Origin of the sequence: Pseudomonas sp. RAC1 (assembly GCF_030658255.1) — a bacterium.
In the GTDB taxonomy this organism is placed as follows: Bacteria; Pseudomonadota; Gammaproteobacteria; order Pseudomonadales; family Pseudomonadaceae; genus Aquipseudomonas; species Aquipseudomonas boreofloridensis.
Window position 1 is genome coordinate 314,017 of record NZ_JAUTXS020000038.1, and the last position, 21,539, is coordinate 335,555.

9 protein-coding genes are annotated in these 21,539 nt (G+C 65.9%); 3 read left to right on the forward strand and 6 right to left on the reverse strand.

What is annotated here, in order from left to right; translation table 11 throughout:
• Positions 1-609 (reverse strand): cytochrome-c oxidase, cbb3-type subunit II, encoded by a 609-nt coding sequence (gene ccoO, locus Q7C30_RS18835; protein ID WP_039578822.1) that lies wholly within the window; start codon positions 607-609, stop codon positions 1-3.
• A 13-nt stretch (positions 610-622) separates the two neighbouring features.
• Entirely contained in the window at positions 623-2,047 is a 1,425-nt protein-coding gene (gene ccoN, locus Q7C30_RS18840; RefSeq protein ID WP_317872370.1) for a cytochrome-c oxidase, cbb3-type subunit I, read from the reverse strand.
• Between the two features lie 49 nt (positions 2,048-2,096).
• Here ccoN and Q7C30_RS18845 point away from each other — a divergent pair, with 49 nt between their 5' ends.
• Complete coding sequence (locus Q7C30_RS18845) at positions 2,097-2,816, forward strand: alpha/beta family hydrolase (RefSeq protein WP_317872371.1); 720 nt, start codon at positions 2,097-2,099, stop codon at positions 2,814-2,816.
• A gap of 20 nt (positions 2,817-2,836) precedes the next feature.
• On the opposite strand, the gene Q7C30_RS18850 is transcribed toward Q7C30_RS18845, so the two are convergent.
• A complete protein-coding gene (locus tag Q7C30_RS18850; protein ID WP_029615045.1) occupies positions 2,837-3,121 on the reverse strand; it encodes a pyrimidine/purine nucleoside phosphorylase in 285 nt (94 codons plus the stop codon).
• A 72-nt stretch (positions 3,122-3,193) separates the two neighbouring features.
• Positions 3,194-3,745 (reverse strand): exonuclease domain-containing protein, encoded by a 552-nt coding sequence (locus Q7C30_RS18855; RefSeq protein WP_317872372.1) that lies wholly within the window; start codon positions 3,743-3,745, stop codon positions 3,194-3,196.
• A gap of 206 nt (positions 3,746-3,951) precedes the next feature.
• On the opposite strand from Q7C30_RS18855, the gene Q7C30_RS18860 reads away from it, so the two are divergent.
• The gene (locus Q7C30_RS18860; RefSeq protein WP_295482188.1) at positions 3,952-4,752 is read left to right on the forward strand and encodes a transporter substrate-binding domain-containing protein; all 801 of its coding nucleotides are present in this window, start codon (positions 3,952-3,954) and stop codon (positions 4,750-4,752) included.
• 3 nt (positions 4,753-4,755) lie between these two features.
• Here the strand turns inward: Q7C30_RS18860 and Q7C30_RS18865 are convergent, their stop codons facing one another.
• Complete coding sequence (locus Q7C30_RS18865) at positions 4,756-5,283, reverse strand: RNA polymerase factor sigma-70 (protein ID WP_317872373.1); 528 nt, start codon at positions 5,281-5,283, stop codon at positions 4,756-4,758.
• Between the two features lie 317 nt (positions 5,284-5,600).
• Here Q7C30_RS18865 and Q7C30_RS18870 point away from each other — a divergent pair, with 317 nt between their 5' ends.
• Positions 5,601-18,554, forward strand: a complete 12,954-nt coding sequence (locus Q7C30_RS18870) for a non-ribosomal peptide synthetase (RefSeq protein ID WP_317872374.1) — start codon at positions 5,601-5,603, stop codon at positions 18,552-18,554.
• Positions 18,555-18,610: 56 nt separating this feature from the next.
• Here the strand turns inward: Q7C30_RS18870 and Q7C30_RS18875 are convergent, their stop codons facing one another.
• Entirely contained in the window at positions 18,611-21,445 is a 2,835-nt protein-coding gene (locus Q7C30_RS18875; RefSeq protein WP_317872375.1) for an RHS repeat-associated core domain-containing protein, read from the reverse strand.
• Between the last annotated feature and the right edge of the window lie 94 nt (positions 21,446-21,539).

The following is a 21,539-nucleotide window of genomic DNA, read 5'->3' on the forward strand; positions in this document are numbered from 1 at the left end:
TCACCTCTTGTTCTTGATCGAGGTGCCCAGCACCTGCAGGTAGGCCACCAGCGCGTCCATCTCGGTCTTGCCCTTGACCGCGTCGCGGGCACCGGCGATGTCCTCGTCGGTATAGGGCACGCCGAGCGAGCGCATCACGCGCAGCTTGGTGTCGGTATGGCTGCTGTCCACCGGCTGGGCTACCAGCCAGGGATAGGCCGGCATCTTCGACTCAGGCACCACGTTGCGCGGGTTGTACAGGTGCGCGCGGTGCCAGTCGTCCGAGTAGCGCGCGCCCACGCGGGCCAGGTCCGGCCCGGTGCGCTTGGAACCCCACAGGAACGGGTGGTCCCAGACGCTTTCACCGGCTACCGAGTAGTGGCCGTAGCGTTCGGTTTCGGCGCGGAACGGACGAATCATCTGCGAGTGGCAGCCTACGCAGCCTTCGCGGATGTAGATGTCGCGGCCTTCGAGTTGCAGCGCGGTGTAGGGCTTCATGCCTTCGACCGGTTTGTTGGTGACGTCCTGGAAGAACAGCGGGACGATTTGCGTGAGGCCGCCGATGCTGACGGCGAACACCATCAGCAAGGCCAGCAGGCCGACGTTTTTCTCGATGACTTCATGTTTCATCTGGTGTCTCTCCTCAAGCCAGCTGGGCGTTCGCAGGGGCGACGTCAAGGGCTGGCGAACGTACGGTGCGCCAGGTGTTCCAGGCCATCAGGAACATGCCGCTGAGGAAGATCGCACCGCCGACGAAGCGCACGATGAAGCCGGGATGGCTGGCGACCAGGGTCTCGACGAACGAGTAGGTCAGCGTGCCGTCGCTGTTCACTGCGCGCCACATCAGGCCCTGGGCGATGCCGTTGACCCACATCGAGGCGATGTACAGCACGGTGCCGATGGTGGCCAGCCAGAAGTGCGCGTTGATCAGGCCCAGGCTGTACATTTGCTGCTTGCCGAACACCTTGGGGATGGTGTGGTACAGCGCGCCGATGGAGATCATCGCCACCCAGCCCAGGGCACCAGCGTGAACGTGACCAATGGTCCAGTCGGTGTAGTGGGAGAGGGCGTTGACGGTCTTGATCGCCATCATCGGGCCTTCGAAGGTGGACATGCCGTAGAACGCCAGCGACACCACCAGGAAGCGCAGGATCGGGTCGCTGCGCAGTTTGTGCCAGGCCCCGGAGAGGGTCATCATGCCGTTGATCATGCCGCCCCAGCTCGGTGCCAGCAGTACCAGGGACATGATCATGCCCAGCGACTGGGCCCAGTCGGGCAGGGCGGTGTAGTGCAGGTGGTGCGGGCCGGCCCAGATGTACAGGGTGATCAGCGCCCAGAAGTGGACGATCGACAGGCGATAGGAATACACCGGACGCTCGGCCTGCTTGGGCACGTAGTAGTACATCATTCCCAGGAAGCCGGCAGTGAGGAAAAAGCCGACGGCGTTGTGGCCGTACCACCACTGGACCATGGCGTCGGTGGCACCGGCGTAGACCGAGTAGGACTTGGTCAGGCTGACGGGCGCTTCCAGGTTGTTGACGATGTGCAGGATCGCCACGGTGAGGATAAAGGCGCCGAAGAACCAGTTGCCCACGTAGATGTGCTTGGTGGTGCGCTTCATCAGCGTGCCGAAGAACACGATGGCGTAGCAGACCCAGACGATGGTGATCAGCACGTCGATCGGCCATTCCAGTTCGGCGTATTCCTTGGAGCTGGTGTAGCCCAGTGGCAGGCTGATCGCCGCCAGCAGGATCACCAGTTGCCAGCCCCAGAAGGTGAAGGCCGCCAGCTTGGGCGCGAACAGCAGGGTCTGGCAGGTGCGTTGCACCGAGTAGTAGGAGGTGGCGAACAGCGCACAGCCACCGAAGGCGAAGATCACCGCGTTGGTGTGCAAGGGTCGCAGGCGGCCGAAACTGGTCCACGGCAGGTCGAAGTTGAGGCTTGGCCAAACGAGTTGCGCGGCGATGAAGACGCCGAGCCCCATCCCGACGATGCCCCACACCACCGTCATGATGGCGAATTGGCGGACCACCTTGTAGTTATAGGCGGTACTGCTGGTTGTGTTCATGTATGGGTTCCCATCCACGGTTATAGGCAGGCTAAACAGCGAGGCAAGCATGAAAGATGGGCAATTTGCCTGTATTGATTCGGATCAATGGGCCCAAGTGGGAAATATCCCAGGCTTGCGCGTCGATCCCCCGCAAATTCGGGGGGATCAGACGTGTTCGTGGGGCTTGATCCTGGCCCATGGCGCCGGCGCGCCCATGGACAGCGCGTTCATGGAGTCGATGGCGCTAAGGCTGGCGGGGCTTGGCGTAGGCGTCATTCGCTTTGAATTTTCCTACATGGCCGAGCGGCGGATAAACGGCGGCAAGCGCCCACCCAATCCGCAGCCGGTGCTGCTCGAGGGTTGGCGTGAGGTGTACAGGCAGGTGCGACCATTAGTCACAGGACCGCTGGCGATTGGCGGCAAGTCCATGGGCGGGCGCATGGCCAGTCTGCTGGCCGACGAATTGGCTGCCGATGCGCTGGTCTGCCTGGGTTATCCGTTCTACGCCGTGGGCAAGCCGCAGAAACCCAGGGTCGAGCACCTGGCGGCGTTGCGCACGCCGACGCTGATCGTTCAGGGCGAGCGCGATGCGTTGGGCAATCGTGAGGCGGTGGCGGGCTACGCGCTGTCAGCGGCGATCGAGCTGAGCTGGCTGGTGGCGGGTGACCATGACCTCAAGCCGCTGAAAGCGTCCGGGTTCAGTCATGAGCAGCATCTGCAGACGGCTGCCGAGCGGGTGGCGCAGTTCCTGGACGAACGGCACCGGCCGCCGATGCTGCACCGGTAGGTGCAGCGGTTGCACTGCGATCAGTCGCGGTACTCGCACAGGTAGGCGGTGTCGACCTTGACCTGCAACTGGAACTTGCTGTCGGCGGGCACGTTGAACTGGGTGCCGGCGGCGAAGGTTTCCCAGGTGTCGCTGCCGGGCAGCTTGACGGTCAGCGCGCCGGACACCACGTGCATGATCTCGCGCTTGGCGGTGCCGAACTCGTATTCGCCCGGGGCCATCACGCCCACGGTGGCCGGACCTTCTTCGCCGCTGAAGGCGATCGACTTGACGGTGCCGTTGAAGTACTCGTTGACCTGGAACATGGGCCACTCCTGAACAGGGTCTGGAAAAAGGCTGGCCAGTATGCCCAAGCCCCGCGCGCCCGTCATCTGCTTTCAGGCCCCGCTGGCCGGCAGGCTCAAGGGCAGCAAACGTGCGGTGTTGCGTGCATCCTCCAGGGCCCGGTGCTGCTGCCCGGTGAACTGCAGTCCGGCCAGTTGCAGGGCGCTGTTCAGACCGGTGGGTCGCTGCAAGTGACGGGCTTTGGCGAAGCGCTGCTTGAGGTTGATGTGCGGCACTTGGGCGAGCAGGCTGTCGAGTTGATGGTGCTGCCATTCCTGGAGCAATTGCAGACGGTCGTAGTCGCCCCAGCTAACCCAGGCCTGCAACTGCTGACGGTGATGGCCCAGCCAGCGCTCGAACTGCGCCCAGACCTCGGCGAACGACGCGGCTGCATCGACGCTGGCCTGGTTGATATGCGTGAGCTGCCGGCAGAAGGGCGTCAGTTGTGGGCGCCGACGCGGTTTGACGAAGCGCTGGAAGTGATCCACCTCGCGCCCTTCGCGGGTGACCAGGCTCGCGCCGATCTCGATGATTTCCATGTCGGTGACCGGCCAGCCACCGTCGTCGGTGGTGGCTTCAAGATCGATGACCAGCCAGTGGCCCATACCCGGTTTCCTTGCTCAGCGCCTAGGGATCGCGACGTCTGCAGGGCGCTCCAGCGTCGCGGCCCCTAGAGCGTAGCCAATCCTCGAGCCTTACGGCATCCCCTGGCAGATTGCCGCTACTTTGGCGCAAGCAGCGGTTGTGCCCTGATGGGAAAACGCCTAGCTTAGGCGTTTCCAAGTCAACACCCTGTGATCGAGCGTCTCCCGTGATTCCTCTGCCCGGCCTCAAGGCCCTGCCATCGTTGCTGATGCTCGCTGCACTGTGCGTGGGCGGGGCAGTCCACGCTGCCGAGGTGATCGAAGTGCGCATCGGCGCAGCGCATTTCCCGCCCTACACGGTGCGCCCGGAGCAGGGCGCCGACACCGGGCTGCTCCCGCAACTGGCCGAGGCGCTCAACCAACTGCAGGCCGGTTACCGCTTCGTCCTGGTGCCGACTTCGATCCCACGGCGCTTCGGCGACTTCCAGCAGGGCCGCACCGACATGGCGATCTTCGAAAACCCGCAGTGGGGTTGGCAGCAGATCCCCCACAGCGCCGTGGACATGGGGCTGGAGGATGCCGAGGTGTTCGTTGCCCGTCGCCAGCCGGGACGCGACCAGCCGTACTTCGACGAACTGGCGGGCAAGCGCCTGGCGCTGTTCAGCGGCTATCACTATGCGTTCGCCGACTTCAATGCCGACCCGGATTACCTGAAGAAGGCTTATCAGGCCAATCTCACCTACTCCCACGACAGTAACCTGTCGATGGTCCAGCACGGTCGCGTCGACATTGCGCTGGTGACGCGCTCCTACCTGAGCGACTACCTCAAGCGCAATCCGGCCAAGGCCACCGAGTTGCTGGCTTCGCAACGTGTCGATCAGGTCTACCATCACTACGCGCTGCTGCGCCCCGGTGCGCCGATCAGTGCCGAGGCGTTCGCGCAACTGATGCAACGCCTGCGCGAGCGTGGCACCTTGGCTGCACTGTTCGATCCCTACCGCATCACCGTGCAGGCGCCGCGGCCTTGACGCTCAGCCCTGGCGGCTGTTCTTGCGGCAGTGGATCAGGGCATCGCGGATCATGAAGTTGACCAGCGTCGGCGAGACCCCGAGCTCCTTGGCGATGTCCTTCTGCGGCACGCCGTGCAGGCGGTACATCTCGAAGGCGTAGCGGGTGCGCTTGGGCAGTTCGTTGAGCGACTCGGCGATGTGCTCCAGGGTGGCCAGGTTGATGTGGGTGGCCTCTGGCGAAGCATTCTGGATCACCACGTTCAGACCCTCTTCCTCGCTGCCCGAGTACCTGAGCTCCATGGTCTGCTTGCGATAGTGGTCGATGGCCAGGTTGCGCACGATCTGGAACAGATAGCTGAGCTGGGCCTTGAACGACGACGTGATCTGCGGCGCGGAACCGAGCCGGAAGAAGGCGTCCTGCACCACATCCTCGGCGCGCGAGCGGCACCCGGTGATGCGGGCGGCGATCTTCACGAGAATGCTGCGGTTGTCGACGAAGGCCTGGAGCAGTGGTGAATCGCACTTACTTGTGGATAGTTGTTCCGCCATGGAAATCACCTGGTCTCTAAAGGAAAAGGATGCACAACGTGAAAGCGTGCTCCCTGCAACGTGCGACAAACTATTCGTAATGATAATGATTGTCAAATACAGAAGTGAGTGAGTCTCTATTCGCTCTCGATCTAAGCTGAACCGCGCGCGTGACCGCTCTGTGAAGGTGGCTTGAACACCTTGCGACGTTTCTAATTATTTCCACTGCCCATCCGTTCCCCTGTGTACATCCAGCCGCCGCCTGCCGCCGCCCGTCGTGCCCCCAGCACCGGGCCCGGCCCCGGCTCGCCCCATCCAGACACTGGCAGGAACACTCCATGACGGACGCCTTCGAACTCCCGCTCACGCTGGTCCAGGCCCTGGCGCAACGCGCTGCGGCCACCCCGGACCGGATCGCCCTGCGCTTTCTCGCCGACGATCCGAGCGACCAGGCGGTGCTCAGCTACCGTGAGCTGGACCTGCGGGCACGCACCATCGCGGCGGCGCTGCAGACCCGCGCGAGCCTGGGCGACCGGGCGATCCTGCTGTTCCCCAGCGGCCCGGACTACGTCGCGGCGTTCTTCGGATGCCTGTACGCCGGGGTGATCGCCGTGCCGGCCTATCCGCCGGAGTCCTCGCGCCAGCATCATCAGCAGCGCCTGCTGTCGATCATCGACGACGCCCAGCCGCGCCTGTTGCTGACCGTGCAGAGCCTGCACGACAGCCTGCGCGGGCTCGAGGCATTGTCCGCGCAGGATGCCCCGGCGCTGCTGGCGGTCGACGCGCTCGCGGCGGACCTCGCCGTCACCTGGCAGGCACCGACGTTGTCCAGCGACGATATCGCCTTCCTCCAGTACACCTCCGGCTCCACCGCGTTGCCCAAGGGCGTGCAGGTCAGCCATGGCAACCTGGTTGCCAACGAACAACTGATCCGCCACGGCTTCGGCATCGACCTCAACCCCGATGATGTGATCGTCAGTTGGTTGCCGCTGTACCACGACATGGGCCTGATCGGCGGTCTGCTGCAGCCGATCTTCAGTGGTGTGCCCTGTGTGCTGATGTCGCCCGGCTACTTCCTGGCCCGGCCGCTGCGCTGGTTGCAGGCGATCAGCGACTACGGCGGCACCATCAGCGGCGGCCCCGACTTCGCCTATCGCCTGTGCTGCGAGCGGGTCAGCGAAGCCGCCTTGGCCGGGCTCGACCTCAGTCGCTGGCGGGTGGCCTACTCCGGTTCCGAGCCGATTCGCCAGGACAGCCTCGACACCTTCGCCGACAAATTCGCCGCCTGCGGTTTCCTGCCGAGCAGTTTCTTCGCCAGCTACGGGCTGGCCGAGGCGACCCTGTTCGTCAGTGGCAGCCGACGCGGTCAGGGCATTGCGGCATTGGCGCTGGATGCCGACGCCTTCGCCGCCCACCGCGCCGAACCGGGCACAGGCAGCGTGCTGATAAGTTGCGGTTACCCGCAGCCAGGTCATGCCGTGCGTATCGTCGAACCGCAGCAAATGACCCTCCTGGACGACGGCCAGGTGGGCGAAATCTGGGCGACAGGCCCGAGTATCGCCCGGGGCTACTGGCGCAACCCCGAGGCCAGCGCGCGCACCTTCGTCGAGCAGGATGGCCAGACCTGGCTGCGCACTGGCGACCTGGGCTTCATGCGCGCCGGCGAGCTGTTCGTCAGCGGACGCCTGAAGGACATGCTGATCGTGCGCGGTCAGAACCTGTATCCGCAGGACCTGGAGAAAACCCTCGAAACAGCCGTCGAGGGTCTGCGCAAAGGCCGGGTGGCGGTGTTCGCGGTGGACGACAACGGCGAGGAAGCCATTGGCGTAGCGGTAGAGATCAGTCGCAACGTGCAGAAGGCCGTGGCGCCTGAGGTACTGATAAAGACCCTGCGCCAGGTGGTCGCCGACGCCTGCCGCCAGGCACCGGCCGTGGTATTGCTGCTCAACCCGGGCGCGCTGCCCAAGACCTCCAGCGGCAAGTTGCAGCGCTCGGCATGCCGTCAGCGCCTGCACGACGGCAGCCTGGATTGCTACGCCCGCTTCCCGGACACGCCGACTGCGAGCACACCAGCAGCGACCCTCGACACCCTGCACGCCCGCATCGCTGAGGTGTGGCGCGAACAGCTGGGCGTCGAGTCGGTCGCGGCGGATGATCATTTCCTGCTGCTGGGCGGCAACTCCATCGCGGCCACCCAGGTCACGGCGCGGCTGTCCGAGGAGCTGGGCGTGACGCTGAGTCTGCGGACCCTGTTCGAAGCCCCGTTGCTGGCCGACTACAGCGCAGCGGTGGCGGCACTGCTGGCGTCCGGCGAGCAGGGCAGCGGCGCCATTGCCGCCCTCGACCGCGCCCAGCCCCTGCCACAGTCGCTGGCGCAGAACCGCTTGTGGTTGCTGTGGCAACTGGCGCCCGAGTCGGCGGCCTACAACATCCCGGCCGGGCTGCGTCTGCGTGGCGAGCTGGATCCGGCTGCCGTGCAGGCGAGCTTCCAGGCGCTGGTCAATCGTCACGAAGCACTGCGCACGCGCTTCAGCGAAATCGATGGCCAGGCATTGCAACAGGTGCAGCCGCAGGTCGAGTTCAGCCTGCAGCACCTGGACTGTGAAGGGCTGCCGGCCAGTGAAGTGGCCAACCGCCGTGAGCACGAGGCCGTTCAGCCCTTCGACCTGGGTCGAGGCCCGCTGCTGCGGGTGACCCTGGTGCGCCTGGCCGATGACGAGCATCAGCTCTGGGTGACCTTGCACCACATCGTCGCCGATGGCTGGTCGTTGAATATCCTGCTCGACGAGTTCGCCCGCCTGTACGCGGGTCACTGCCAGGGTCAACCCGTGCACCTGGCGCCCTTGCCACTGGGGTATGCCGACTACGGCACCTGGCAGCGCCAGTGGCTGGCGCAAGGCGAGGGCGCACGTCAGTTGCAGTTCTGGACCGAGCAGTTGGGCGAGCAGCCGCCGGTGCTCGACCTGTGCACCGACCATCCCCGCTCGGCGCAACGTGAACAGCGTGCCGCGCGCTTGACCGTGAAGGTGCCCAATGCGCTGGCCCAGGCGCTCGAAGGCCTGGGGCGCGACCATCAGGCGAGCCTGTTCATGGTGCTGCTGGCCGGCTGGCAGGCGCTGCTGCAGCGCTACACCGGCCAAACCGACATCCGCGTCGGGGTGCCCAATGCCAACCGTCCGCGCCTGGACACCCAGGGCCTGGTCGGCTTCTTCATCAACACCCAGGTGCTGCGCGCCGAGCTCGATGGGCGCACCGCATTCGACCAGTTGCTGGCGCAGGTCCGCACCCGCACCCTCGATGCCCAGGCCAATCAGGATCTGCCGTTCGAGCAACTGCTCGAAGCATTGCCTCAGGCCCGCGAGCAGGGCCTGTTCCAGGTCATGTTCAATCACCAGCAGCGCGATCTGTCGGCCCTGCGTCGTCTGCCTGGCCTGCTGGCCGATGAGTTGCCCTGGCACAGCCGCGAGGCCAAGTTCGACCTGCAGTTGCACAGCGAGCAGGACCACCAAGGCCGCCTGTCGCTGGCCTTCGACTACGCTGCCGAGCTGTTCGACGCGAGTACCGTCGAGCGTCTGGCGCAGCACCTGCTGGCGCTGCTGGAACAGGTGTGTGCCCAGCCGAGCCTGCCCATCGGCGAGGTGCGCCTGCTCGACGAGGCCGACAACGCCCAACTGCTCGCCTGGGGGCAGGCGCCGTGCCAAGCGCCGGCTGCTCTGTTGGTCGAACGACTCAACGAACAGGCCCGCCTGACCCCCGAGCGCATTGCCCTGGTCTGGGAGGACGGTGAACTGGACTACGCCAGCCTGCACCAGCAGGCCAACCGCCTGGCCCATTACCTGCGCGACAAAGGCGTCGGCCCCGACACCTGCGTGGCCATCGCCGTGGAGCGCTCGCCGCAGTTGCTGATCGGTCTGCTGGCGATCCTCAAGGCTGGCGGTGCCTACGTACCGCTTGACGTCGATTACCCGGCCGAACGCCTGGCCTACATGCTGGCCGATTGCGGCGCGAGTCTGCTGCTGAGCCAGAGTCATCTGCGCGAACGCCTGCCACAGGTGGACGGCGTCAGCACCATCGCCCTGGACCAGTTGCACCTGGACAGCTGGCCGAACCAGGCGCCGGGTCTGCACCTGGAAGGCGAGCATCTGGCCTACGTCATTTATACCTCCGGTTCCACCGGTCGCCCCAAGGGTGTGGGCAATACCCATGCAGCGCTGGCCGAACGGCTGGGCTGGATGCAGGCGACCTACGCCCTCGATGCCAGCGATGTGCTGATGCAGAAGGCGCCGATCAGTTTCGACGTGTCGGTGTGGGAATGCTTCTGGCCGCTGGTCACGGGCTGCCGTCTGGTGCTGGCCGGCCCCGGCGAGCACCGCGACCCTCGCCGTATCGCCGAGCTGGTGCAGCAGCATGGGGTGACCACGCTGCACTTCGTGCCGCCGCTGTTGCAGGTGTTCGTTCAGGAACCCCTGGCGGCCGGCTGCACCTCTCTGCGCCGGTTGTTCTCCGGGGGCGAGGCATTGCCCGCCAGCCTGCGTGACCGTGCCCTGGCGCTGTTGCCACAGGTGCAGGTGCATAACCGCTATGGTCCGACCGAGACCGCGATCAACGTCACCCACTGGCACAGTCGGCGCGAAGACGGCGAGCGCTCGCCCATCGGTCGGCCGTTGGGCAATGTGCTGTGCCGGGTGCTGGACGATCAGTTCGAGCCGACCGCCCTCGGCGTGCCGGGCGAGTTGTGCCTGGGCGGTGCGGGCCTGGCCCGCGGCTACCTGGGCCGTCCAGGGCTGACCGCCGAGCGCTTCGTGCCCCAGCCCGATGGCGATGGCCAGCGCCTGTACCGCAGCGGCGACCGCGCCCGCTGGCGGCTGGACAGTGGCGCGCTGGACTACCTCGGACGCCTCGACCAGCAGGTGAAGGTACGCGGGTTCCGCGTCGAGCCTGAGGAAGTGCAGGCACGGTTGCTGGCCCAGCCCGGCGTGGATCAGGCGCTGGTGTTGATTCACCAGGATGCCGTCGGCGCGCAACTGATCGGTTACTACAGTGGTGTCGAATGCAGTGACGCGCTGCTGGCCCACCTGAGTCAGCACCTACCGGCGTACATGGTGCCCGCCCAATTGATCCACCTGGCGCAGATGCCGCTGGGGCCGAGCGGCAAGATCGACCGGCGGGCCCTGCCGGCGCCGGTCTGGCAGCAGCACGCGCACGTCGAGCCGCACAGCGCACTGCAACGGCAAGTGGCGGCGGTCTGGCGCGAAGTGCTGAACCTGCCGCAGGTCGGTCTGCAGGACGACTTTTTCGCCCTCGGCGGCCATTCGCTGCTGGCCACCCAGATCGTCTCGCGCTGCCGCCAGGCCTGCGATGTCGAGCTGCCGCTCAAGAGCCTGTTCGAGGCCAGCGAGCTGGGTGCGTTCTGCGCCGAGATCGCGCGCATCCAGGCGGCAGGCGGACGCAACCTGCAGGGGCCGATCGCCCGTGTCGATCGCCGCCAGGCCGTGCCACTGTCGTACTCCCAGCAGCGCATGTGGTTCCTCTGGCAGATGGAGCCGGACAGCCCCGCGTACAACGTCGGCGGCATGGCGCGCCTGCGCGGAGCCTTGCACGTGGACGCCTTCGAGCGGGCCTTGCAGGCGCTGGTCGCGCGTCACGAAACCCTGCGCACCACCTTCCCCAGCATCGACGGCAAGCCCTACCAGTGCGTGGCCGATGACGCCGGCCTGCGCCTGCAATGGCAGGACTTCAGCGCGCTGCCGGCGAACAGTCGTCAACCGCGCTTGCAGCGACTGGCCGACGAGCAGGCGCACCAGCCCTTCGATCTGGAGCGTGGCCCGCTGCTGCGAGCGTGCCTGGTCAAGACCGAGGCGCGCGAGCACTACTTCGTCCTGACCCTGCACCATATCGTCACCGAGGGCTGGGCGATGGACATCTTCGCCCGCGAACTGGGTGAGCTCTACGAAGCCTTCGTCGACGAGCGCGAATCGCCCCTGGCGCCGCTACCGGTGCAGTACCTGGACTACAGCCTGTGGCAGCGTCAGTGGCTGGACGCCGGTGAGGGCGCGCGTCAGTTGGCCTATTGGAAAGACCGTCTGGGCGACGAGCACCCCGTGCTGGCGCTGCCCGCCGATCGTCCGCGGCCGGCGGTGCAAAGTCATCGCGGCGGGCTGTACCGCTTCGACCTCGACCCGGCACTGGTCGAGCGGGTGCATGCCTTCAACAGCCAGCGCGGGCTGACGATGTTCATGACCATGACGGCGACCCTGGCCGTGTTGCTGCACCGCTACAGCGGTCAGCGCGACCTGCGCATCGGCGCGCCGGTGGCCAACCGTATCCGCCCGGAAAGCGAAGGGCTGATCGGCGCCTTCCTCAACACCCAGGTGCTGCGTTGCGAGCTGGACGGGCAGATGAGCGCTGCCGAACTGCTCGACCAGGTGCGCCAGACCGTCATCGACGGGCAGTCGCACCAGGACCTGCCGTTCGACCAGTTGGTCGAGGCCCTGCAGCCGCCGCGCAGCAGCGCCTACAACCCGCTGTTCCAGGTGATGTGCAACGTCCAGCGCTGGGCCTTCCAGCAAAGCCGCAGCCTGGCCGGCATGCAGGTGGACTATCTGGTCAACGATGCCAGCGCCACCAAGTTCGACCTGTACCTGGAAGTCACCGACCTGGACGGTCGCCTGGGCTGCTGCTTCACCTACAGCCATGACCTGTTCGACCAACCGCGCATCGCGCGCATGGCCGAGCACTTGCAGCACGTGTTGAGCGGGCTGCTCGACGATGACCGGCAGCGCCTGTGCCAGTTGCCGATGCTGACGGACGCCGAGCAGCAGGTGCTGATCGGTCAGTTGCAAGGCGAGCAGGACTTCGACCTCGATCAGACGCTGCATGGCTTGTTCGCCGCCCAGGTCGCGCGTGCGCCCCAGGCGTTGGCGCTGACCTTCGCCGGTCGGCACCTGAGCTATGCCGAGCTCGACCAGCAGGCCAACCGCCTGGCGCGGGCCTTGCGTGAGCGTGGGGTGGGACCGCAGGTGCGCGTCGGGCTGGCGCTGGAGCGCTCGCTGGAGATGGTGGTGGGGCTGCTGGCGATTCTCAAGGCCGGTGGTGCCTATGTGCCGCTGGACCCGGAATACCCCCTCGAGCGCCTGCACTACATGATCCAGGACAGTCGCCTGGGCCTGCTGATCGCCTCGCGCGACTTGCTCCTTACCCTCGGCGAGCTGCCCGAAGGCGTGGCCACCTGGAGCCTGGAAGACGATGCGGCGTCGCTGTCCGCCCACAGCGACGCTGCGCTGGACAACCTCAACCTGGCGCAGCACTCGGCCTACCTGATCTACACCTCGGGCTCCACCGGCCAGCCCAAGGGCGTGGTGGTCAGCCACGGCGAGATCGCCATGCACTGCCAGGCGGTGATCGCCGACTTCGGCATGCGCAGCGACGACTGCGAGTTGCACTTCTATTCGATCAACTTCGACGCGGCCACCGAGCGCCTGCTGACGCCGCTGTTGTGCGGCGCCCGGGTGGTGCTGCGTGCGCAAGGGCAGTGGGGCGCCGAGGAGATCTGCGAACTGGCGCGCGAGCAGCGGGTGAGCATTCTGGGCTTCACCCCGAGCTATGGCAGCCAACTGGCGCAGTTCCTCGCCAGCCGTGGCGAGGCGCTACCGGTGCGGCTGGTGATCACCGGTGGCGAGGCGCTGACCGGCGAGCACCTGCAGCGTATCCGCCAGGCCTTCGTGCCGCAGCAGGTGTTCAATGCCTATGGCCCCACCGAGACGGTCGTCATGCCACTGGCCTGCCTGGCGCCGCAGACAGTGCCCAGCGATGCCGGCAGCGTGCCGATCGGTCGTGTGGTCGGTGCGCGCACCGGGTATATCCTCGACGAAGACCTGGCGCTGTTGCCCCAAGGCGGTATCGGCGAGTTGTACATCGGCGGCGCCGGGCTTGCCCAGGGCTACCACGACCGTGCAGGGCTCACGGCCGAGCGTTTCGTGGCCGACCCGTTCAGCCATCACGGTGGACGCCTGTATCGCACCGGCGATCTGGTGCGCCTGGGCGCCGACGGCCTGGTGGAGTACATCGGTCGCGCCGACCAGCAGGTGAAGATCCGCGGTTTCCGCATCGAGTTGGGCGAGATCGAAAGCTGCCTGCAAAGTCATCCCGACGTCGAACAGGCGGTTGTCCTGGCCCTCGACCTGCCCGGTGGCAAGCAGTTGGTCGGCTACCTGGTCTGCCCGCAGGCCACGGCGGGCAGTGAAGCCCAGGCGCACCTGCGCGAAACCGTGAAGGTGCAGGCTCGCCAGCACCTGCCGGACTACATGGTGCCCGCGCACCTGGTGCTGCTGGAGCGCCTGCCGCTGATGGGCAACGGCAAGCTCGACCGTCGCGCGCTGCCGGCGCCTGACCTCGAACAGGCCGGGCAGCACTACCTGGCGCCGACCACCGCGCGGCAAGTGCAATTGGCGCAGGTCTGGCGCGAGGTGTTGAACGTTTCCCGTGTCGGTGTGCAGGACAACTTCTTCGAGCTGGGCGGCGATTCGATCCTGTCGATCCAGGTGGTCAGCCGCGCCCGCCAGTTGGGCTTGCAGTTCACCCCGCGCGACCTGTTCCAGCACCAGACCATCCTGGCCCTGGCCGAGGTCGTGACCGAGGGCACGGCGCCGACCCAGGTGGAGCAGGGCGCTCGCCAGGGCCGTATTGGCCTGACCCCGATCCAGCACTGGTTCTTCGACAGCGACGTGCCGCAACCGCAGCACTGGAACCAGGCGCTGCTGCTCGAAGTGCGCCAGCCGTTGCAGGCCGAGCGTCTCGAAGCGGCGCTGGCCGCGCTGGTGCAGCACCACGACAGCCTGCGCCTGCGCTTCACCCAGGCGCATGGGCAATGGCAGGGCGAGTACGCCGCTGCCAGCACTGAGCCGCTGCTGTGGACGGCAACGGTAGCCGATTTTGCCGATTGCCAGGCGCTGTACGACGACGCCCAGCGCAGCCTGGACCTGACCGCAGGGCCGCTGCTGCGCGGTCTGCTGCTCACCGACGACGCCGGGCAGCAACGTCTGCTGCTGGCGATCCATCACCTGGTGGTCGATGGTGTGTCCTGGCGTGTGCTCCTTGAAGACCTGCAGACGCTGTACCGGGGTCACCGTGTGCCGGCCAAGACCCATGCGCCGGGCGACTGGGCTGCCCGACTGACCCATTACGCCGGCAGCGATTCGCTGCGTGACGAGCTGGACTGGTGGGACGCCCAGTTGAGCGGCGTGGTGCGCGAACTGCCGTGCGATCACCCGCAGGGCGGCAACCTGCACCGACACGCCCGTACCCTGGCGATCGCCCTGGACCGCGAGCAGACCCGCCAACTGCTGCAACAGGCGCCTGCGGCCTACCGTACGCAGGTCAATGACCTGCTGCTCACCGCGCTGGCGCGCACCCTGTGCCGCTGGAGCGGCGAAGCGCACGCGCTGGTGCAGCTCGAAGGCCATGGCCGCGAGGGACTGTTCGAAGACATCGACCTGACCCGCAGTGTCGGCTGGTTCACCAATGCCTATCCGCTGAGCCTGAGCCCGGTGGTCGGCGATGACGACAGCGCTCGCGCTGCCTCGATCAAGGCGATCAAGGAGCAACTGCGCCAGGTGCCGCACAAGGGGCTGGGCTTCGGCGTGCTGCGCTACCTGGCCGATGCACCGCTGCGCGAACGCATGGCTGCACTGCCGCAGGCGCGCATCACCTTCAACTACCTGGGGCAGTTCGACCAGCAGTTCGATGACGCCGCACTGTTCCAGCCGCTGGACGCGCCGGCCGGCTTGGCCCATGACCTGGAGGCACCACTGCCGAACTGGCTGAGTGTCGATGGCCAGGTCTATGGCGGCGCCTTGCAGTTGCGCTGGACCTTCAGCCGCGAACGCTACGACGAGGCCAGCATCGCCGCGCTGGCCGAGGCCTACCGTGAGGAACTGCTGGCGCTGGTCGAGCATTGCCTGGTCGAAGGCCATGGCAGCTTCACGCCGTCGGACTTCCCATTGGCTCGCCTGACCCAGGAACAGATCGACGCGCTGCCGGTGCCCGCCGCGGACATCGAAGATGTCTATCCGCTGACGCCCATGCAGGAGGGGCTGCTGTTGCACACCTTGCTCGAACCGGGCACTGGCATTTACTACATGCAGGATCGCTACCGCATCAACAGCGAGCTGGACCCTGCGCGTTTCGCCCAGGCCTGGCAGGCCGTGGTCGCACGGCACGAGGCGCTGCGCGCGTCGTTCAGCTGGAACGCCGGTGAAGCGATGCTGCAGATCATCCACAAACCCGGCAACACGCCGCTGGACTACCAGGACTGGCGCGACCTGGACGACGCCGCCCAGGAGGCGCGCTTGCAAGCCCTGCACCAGCAGGAACGCGAAGCGGGTTTCGAGTTGCTGCGCGAGGCGCCGTTCCATCTGCGCCTGGTGCGGGTCGCCGACGCGCGCTATTGGTTCATGATGAGCAACCACCACATCCTCATCGATGCCTGGTGCCGCTCGCTGCTGATGAACGACTTCTTCGAGCTCTACCAGGCGCTCGGTGAAGGCCGCACGGCGCAGTTGCCGGTGCCGCCGCGTTACCGCGACTACATCGGCTGGCTGCAGCGTCAGGACCTGGACGAGGCGCGTCGCTGGTGGCAGGCCAACCTGGCCGGTTTCGAGCGGGCCACGGCCATTCCCAGCGACCGTCCGCTGCGTCATGACCACGCCGGTGACGGCATGCTCGTCGGTGATTGCTACACCCGCCTGCAGGCCAGTGAAGGGGTGCGTCTGCGCGAACTGGCCCAGGCCCACCAGTTGACCGTCAACACCTTCGCTCAGGCCGCCTGGGCGCTGGTGCTGGCGCGCTACAGCGGTGAGCGCGACGTGCTGTTCGGGGTGACCGTGGCCGGTCGTCCGGTGAGCTTGCCGCAGATGCAGCGCACGGTCGGGCTGTTCATCAACAGCATCGCCTTGCGCGTGCAACTGCCCGCTGCCGGCGATCGCCTGAGCGTGCGCCAGTGGCTGCAAGGGCTGCTCGAACGCAACATGCAACTGCGCGAATACGAGTACTTGCCGTTGGTTGCCATCCAGGAGTGCAGTGCGCTGCCCAAGGGCCAGCCGCTGTTCGACAGCCTGTTCGTGTTCGAGAACGCGCCGGTCGAGACCGCCGTACTCGATCATGCCCAGCACTTCAATGCCAGTTCCGATTCCGGTCGCACCCACACCAACTTCCCGCTGACGGCGGTGTGCTATCCGGGCGACGACCTGGGGCTGCACCTGTCGTTCGACCAGCGTTACTTCGATCACGCCACCGTCGAGCGCCTGCTGGCCGAGTTCAAGCGGCTGCTGCTGGCGCTGGTCGAGGGCTTCGATGGTCAGATGGATGCCTTGCCGCTGCTCGGCGCCGAAGAACAGCGCTTCCTGCTCGAGGACTGCAACCGTACCGAGCATGCCTACACGCTGGAGCAGAGCTACGTGGCGCTGTTCGAGGCGCGGGTGGCGGCGCATCCGCAGCGCACGGTTGCGCGCTGCCTGGAAGCGTCCTACGACTATGCTGGGCTGAATCTGGCAGCCAACCGCCTGGGACACGCGCTTCAGGCAATTGGCGTGGGCGTCGATCAGCCGGTCGCGCTGCTGGCCGAACGCGGCTTGCCGCTGCTGGGGATGATCGTTGGCAGCTTCAAGGCCGGGGCCGGATACCTGCCGCTGGATCCGGGCCTGCCGTCGGTCCGTTTGCAGCGCATCGTCGAACTGAGCCGCACGCCGGTGCTGGTGTGCAGCGCCGCCTGTGCCGAGCAGGCGCGCCAGTTGCTCGATGAACTGGGCAGCGTGACGCGACCGCATCTGCTGGTGTGGGAAGAGGTCCAGGCCGGTCAGGTGGCCAGTCACGATCCAGGTCTCTACAGTGCCCCGGACAACCTCGCCTACGTCATCTACACCTCCGGCTCCACCGGCTTGCCCAAGGGGGTGATGGTCGAGCAGCGCGGCATGCTCAACAATCAACTGAGCAAGGTGCCTTACCTGGCCTTGGACGAGCACGACGTGATCGCGCAGACCGCGTCGCAGAGCTTCGACATCTCGGTGTGGCAGTTCCTCGCTGCGCCGCTGTTCGGCGCCTGCGTCGAGATCGTGCCCAATGCCATCGCCCACGACCCGCAAGGTTTGCTGGCGCACGTGCAGTCACGCGGCATCACCGTGTTGGAAAGCGTGCCGTCGCTGATCCAGGGCATGCTGGCCAACGACCATCAAGCGCTGGATGGCCTGCGCTGGATGCTGCCTACAGGCGAAGCGATGCCGCCGGAGCTGGCAGCGCAGTGGTTGGCGCGGTATCCAGGGATCGGTCTGGTCAACGCCTACGGTCCGGCAGAGTGCTCGGACGATGTGGCGTTCTTCCGCGTCGATGTCGAATCGACGCGCGGCAGCTACCTGCCCATCGGCACGCCGACCGACAACAACCGCCTGTACCTCTATGGCGAGGAGCAGACCCTGGTGCCGTTGGGCGCGGTGGGCGAGCTGTGCGTGGCTGGCACGGGTGTTGGTCGCGGCTATGTCGGCGATCCGGCCCGCACGGCCTTGGCCTTTATCCCGCACCCACACGGCGCGCCGGGCGAACGCCTGTATCGTACGGGCGACCTGGCACGGCGGCGCGCCGATGGCGTGCTCGAATATGTCGGACGCATCGACCATCAAGTGAAGATTCGCGGCTACCGCATCGAACTGGGTGAGATCGAGGCACGTCTGCACGAGCAACCTGAACTGCGCGACGTCGCGGTCGGCGTGCAGGAGGGTGTCAACGGCAAGCATCTGGTGGGCTACCTGGTGGCGCATCAGGGCGTGTCGGCCGATACCGCGCTGCTCGACCAGCTCAAGCAGCGCCTGCGCGCCGAACTGCCCGAGTACATGGTGCCGCTGCACTGGGGCTGGTTCGAGAGCCTGCCGCACAACGCCAACGGCAAGCTCGACCGCAAGGCGCTGCCGGCCATCGAGATCGGTGGTCAGCACCAGCAAGACTATCTGGCGCCGCGCAGTGAACTGGAGCAGACCTTGGCCGACATCTGGGCCGAAGTGCTCAGGGTCGAGCGGGTCGGGGTACACGACAATTTCTTCGAGCTGGGCGGGCACTCGCTGCTGGCCACGCAGATCGCCTCGCGGGTGCAGAAGCGTCTGCAACTCAACGTGCCGCTGCGGGCGATGTTCGAGTGCAGCACGGTGGAGGCATTGGCACAGTACGTCGAAGGGGTGCGCGACAGTGCGCTGGATGAGGCCAAGGTGGATCGGTTGAGTGATTTGATGGCGATGTTGGAGGGGGCATGAGGTTGCCCCGACGCCCGTGTCGTACGCGAGTGATCATGTGACTGTGGAGCGATGCCTCATAATGATGCGCGTCTACTGGGCGGATCGCGATGAGCGAGGTTCTTGCGTCGGTGAAGTTGCTGGGGCGTGCTATGCGCTGAGCGGTCGGATACCAGGCTGGCGCTCGGCGCAGTGCCCTCTGGGTCTGTGATGTTTAGAACGGTCTGCCTGCCGATGTTCTGGGTTCCGGTAATCACGTTCACGGTGCCGATACTCACCGGGCTGGTGCTGGTGCTGGTGCTGTTGATGTTGACTGTCACGGTATGCGCTTCAGGCATGCCCTCCAGCGTCGTGCTTACTAATGCGAAATCTTGATCACGTGCTGGTGTAGGCACGCGTGAGCCGTGGTGAGTCCAAGCTTCACCTGCCGCCGGAACGTCCTCTGGAATCTCGATTTTGGGAAACAGGTCTCGAATAGTGGGGAACTCGCCGTGGCGCATGTCATTCAGGAGCCCGACAATGGTAAAAATCTGCTCGCTCACACTGAGTCCGACAGTGGTATTCGCGATGTCGTTCGCCGTGTCGTGACTCACCCTCGCCGCAGAAGCGGCCACGAACGTCGTCGCTGATACCGTGCTTGCCAGCCCGGCGATGAACGCAGCTGAGTTCAGGTTGAATGAGAGCGAGCGCATACTGTATTTCAAGCCTCTGGAGATTTCCCCAGTGGTATGTCGAAACCCTAGACCGCCTCGGTAAACGCCAATGATCGTAATGAGTTTCTTTAGCAAGGTCAGCGCTGTCGTGGCGACTGCAATACGCGCAATTATCTGTTGCCACGACGGGCCTGGCGCCAACGAGTCAGACGATTCGGTGCTTGTCGGGACGGCCTCTTGACCCGTCGTGTCCTCTGGAATCCGGCCATCATTATCGGCGTAGCGCAGGGGGTTGCTGGTATTCGCAGTGTAAAGGTTCACACCGTCCACCAACCCGCTCGGATCGGCACTCAACCACCGGCATGACCCCGCCTGGTAATAGCGCCAGCCGTAGTAATAAAGCCCACTGGCGTCGAGCTCCTTGCCCGCATACCGCTGGGTTCGCCGTCTCAGCCCATCGACTTCCGCGGCGGGTTCGTCCAGGCCGGTACTCTCACCATAGGGCGCGAACTCTTCGCGCGATACGACGTTGCCCGCTTCATCCGTTTCACCCACGCCGCTACCCAGATGATCGGTGAAGGCGTAGCGCAGGTAGGTCTTGCCGTGCACCCGATCCTGTATCCAGCGCACCCCCTCGGCTTCACTGATCAGCACATGGCGTTGCGCCGCGGGCTGGCCGTCGCGTGTTCTGATGCGCAACTCGCAGTCTTCCAGGTAAGTGGTCACAGTGGTCTGCGCGGCACCGGCCACTTGCACGGTGTTGATCTTGCGCCGTCGGGTGCCCCCATCGGCGTAGCGATACTGTTCGCGGTCATCCATCGCTTCGCGGGCACGGGTCACCAGCGTGACCTCGGCCAACTGGTTATCGGTGCGCCAGGTCAGCGCCCGGCCATCGACCGTCTGCTTCTGCAAGCCGCCTGCGAAGAAGCCGGTGTCTGGGGTGAGCCCGTGCCCTTCGGGCAGCGCCCGGTTGCTGTGCGTCGAGACACGCAACTGGCGGGAGCGCTGGCCGCTGCCGCCGTTGTGAACGAGGGTGGTCAGGTTGTCGCCGTCGTCGTAGACGTAGTGCTCCCGGTAGGGTGTCCAGACGCTGCCACCTTGACGGTCGGCGGCGCCGAAGGCCGGTGACCCATAACCTGCCACGGGAGTGCGCTCGCGGCCGCTGGCGTCGATCAGGCGGTACAGGGTGTCGTAGGCATACTCGCGCAGACCGTCTGTGCGCTGATTGCCATGCCATTGCGGATCAGCGCCCTGATCGTCCAGCTCGAGCAGATTACCGACCGGGTCGTAGCGGTAATGCAAGTCGCTGATCAGCAGGTAGCCGAGCGGGTGGTCGGCCGGGCGTGCGGTATGGTGTTGGATCAGGCGGTGGTCCAACGGTGAGTAACGATAGTGATCGACCACTCCGTTGCCTGACTCGTGCTTTACGACCTTGCCGTCCGCACTGCGCGTGGCGTCGGCCAGCGCCAGGGCTTCCCGATCGCCTTGCCGTAGGCGGGTGCGATAGACGGCGCCACTGATATCGCGCTCGATAGAACGTGTCAGGCCGACGGCGTCGGTACGGTTCAGCAGTTCGCCGGTAGCATCGTAATCGCAGAGGGCGGTATGCACATCGGTCTCGAGATCGTCTTCAGGGCCCTCGGTCCAGTCAGGCTGATCCACTTGCACCTGCAACAGGCACTGCCGCTGCTCCAGCGGCTGTCCGGTGAGCGCCAGCGCGACAGTACGGGTCAGTCCGGCATCGTCGAAATGCTCCATGACGGCGCCGGCCCTGTTGCGTGCGCGTTGAGCGTCGGTCACCGGTGCATAAATCAAGCGTTCGCGCATGCGCGGCAAGCCCGCCGCCGCTTGCTCGAACAGCGCGTGGCGTCGCGCGCCTTGTTCGGGGCGCTCGTAATCGTGCCAGTGACGTGTGCCCTGGGCATTGCAGGTCCACAACGGGCGCCCGGCACCATCGACGAGCGCTAGCGACGTATCGCCATCAACGCTGTGCAGGGCCAACGTTTGGCCGCCCAGAGCGAGGTGGACGGTGGCATCGGCCAGCGTGGGCCCACCCTCCGAGGTGCGCAAGGGCCGTGGTCCGTACTCACGGACCGTGCGGCTGATTTCATCGGTGTGCGTGCGGTGGCGCAAGATCCTTGGCGTGTCAGCTTGCGACTGGCGCAACAAGCGCAGACTCGCCGCCTGCGCACCTGTCGAAGATCTGACGCTGAGCTGCGGCGTGTCGGCATGCAGGCGCGCCGTTTCGCGATCCGACATCAGCTTTTCCTTTATTTACGCCTCAAGGTCCAGCGGTCGCGTGGCCACGACCGTGCAGTGCAGCGAGTCTAGGAAAATGCCTGTGGCCGCGCAC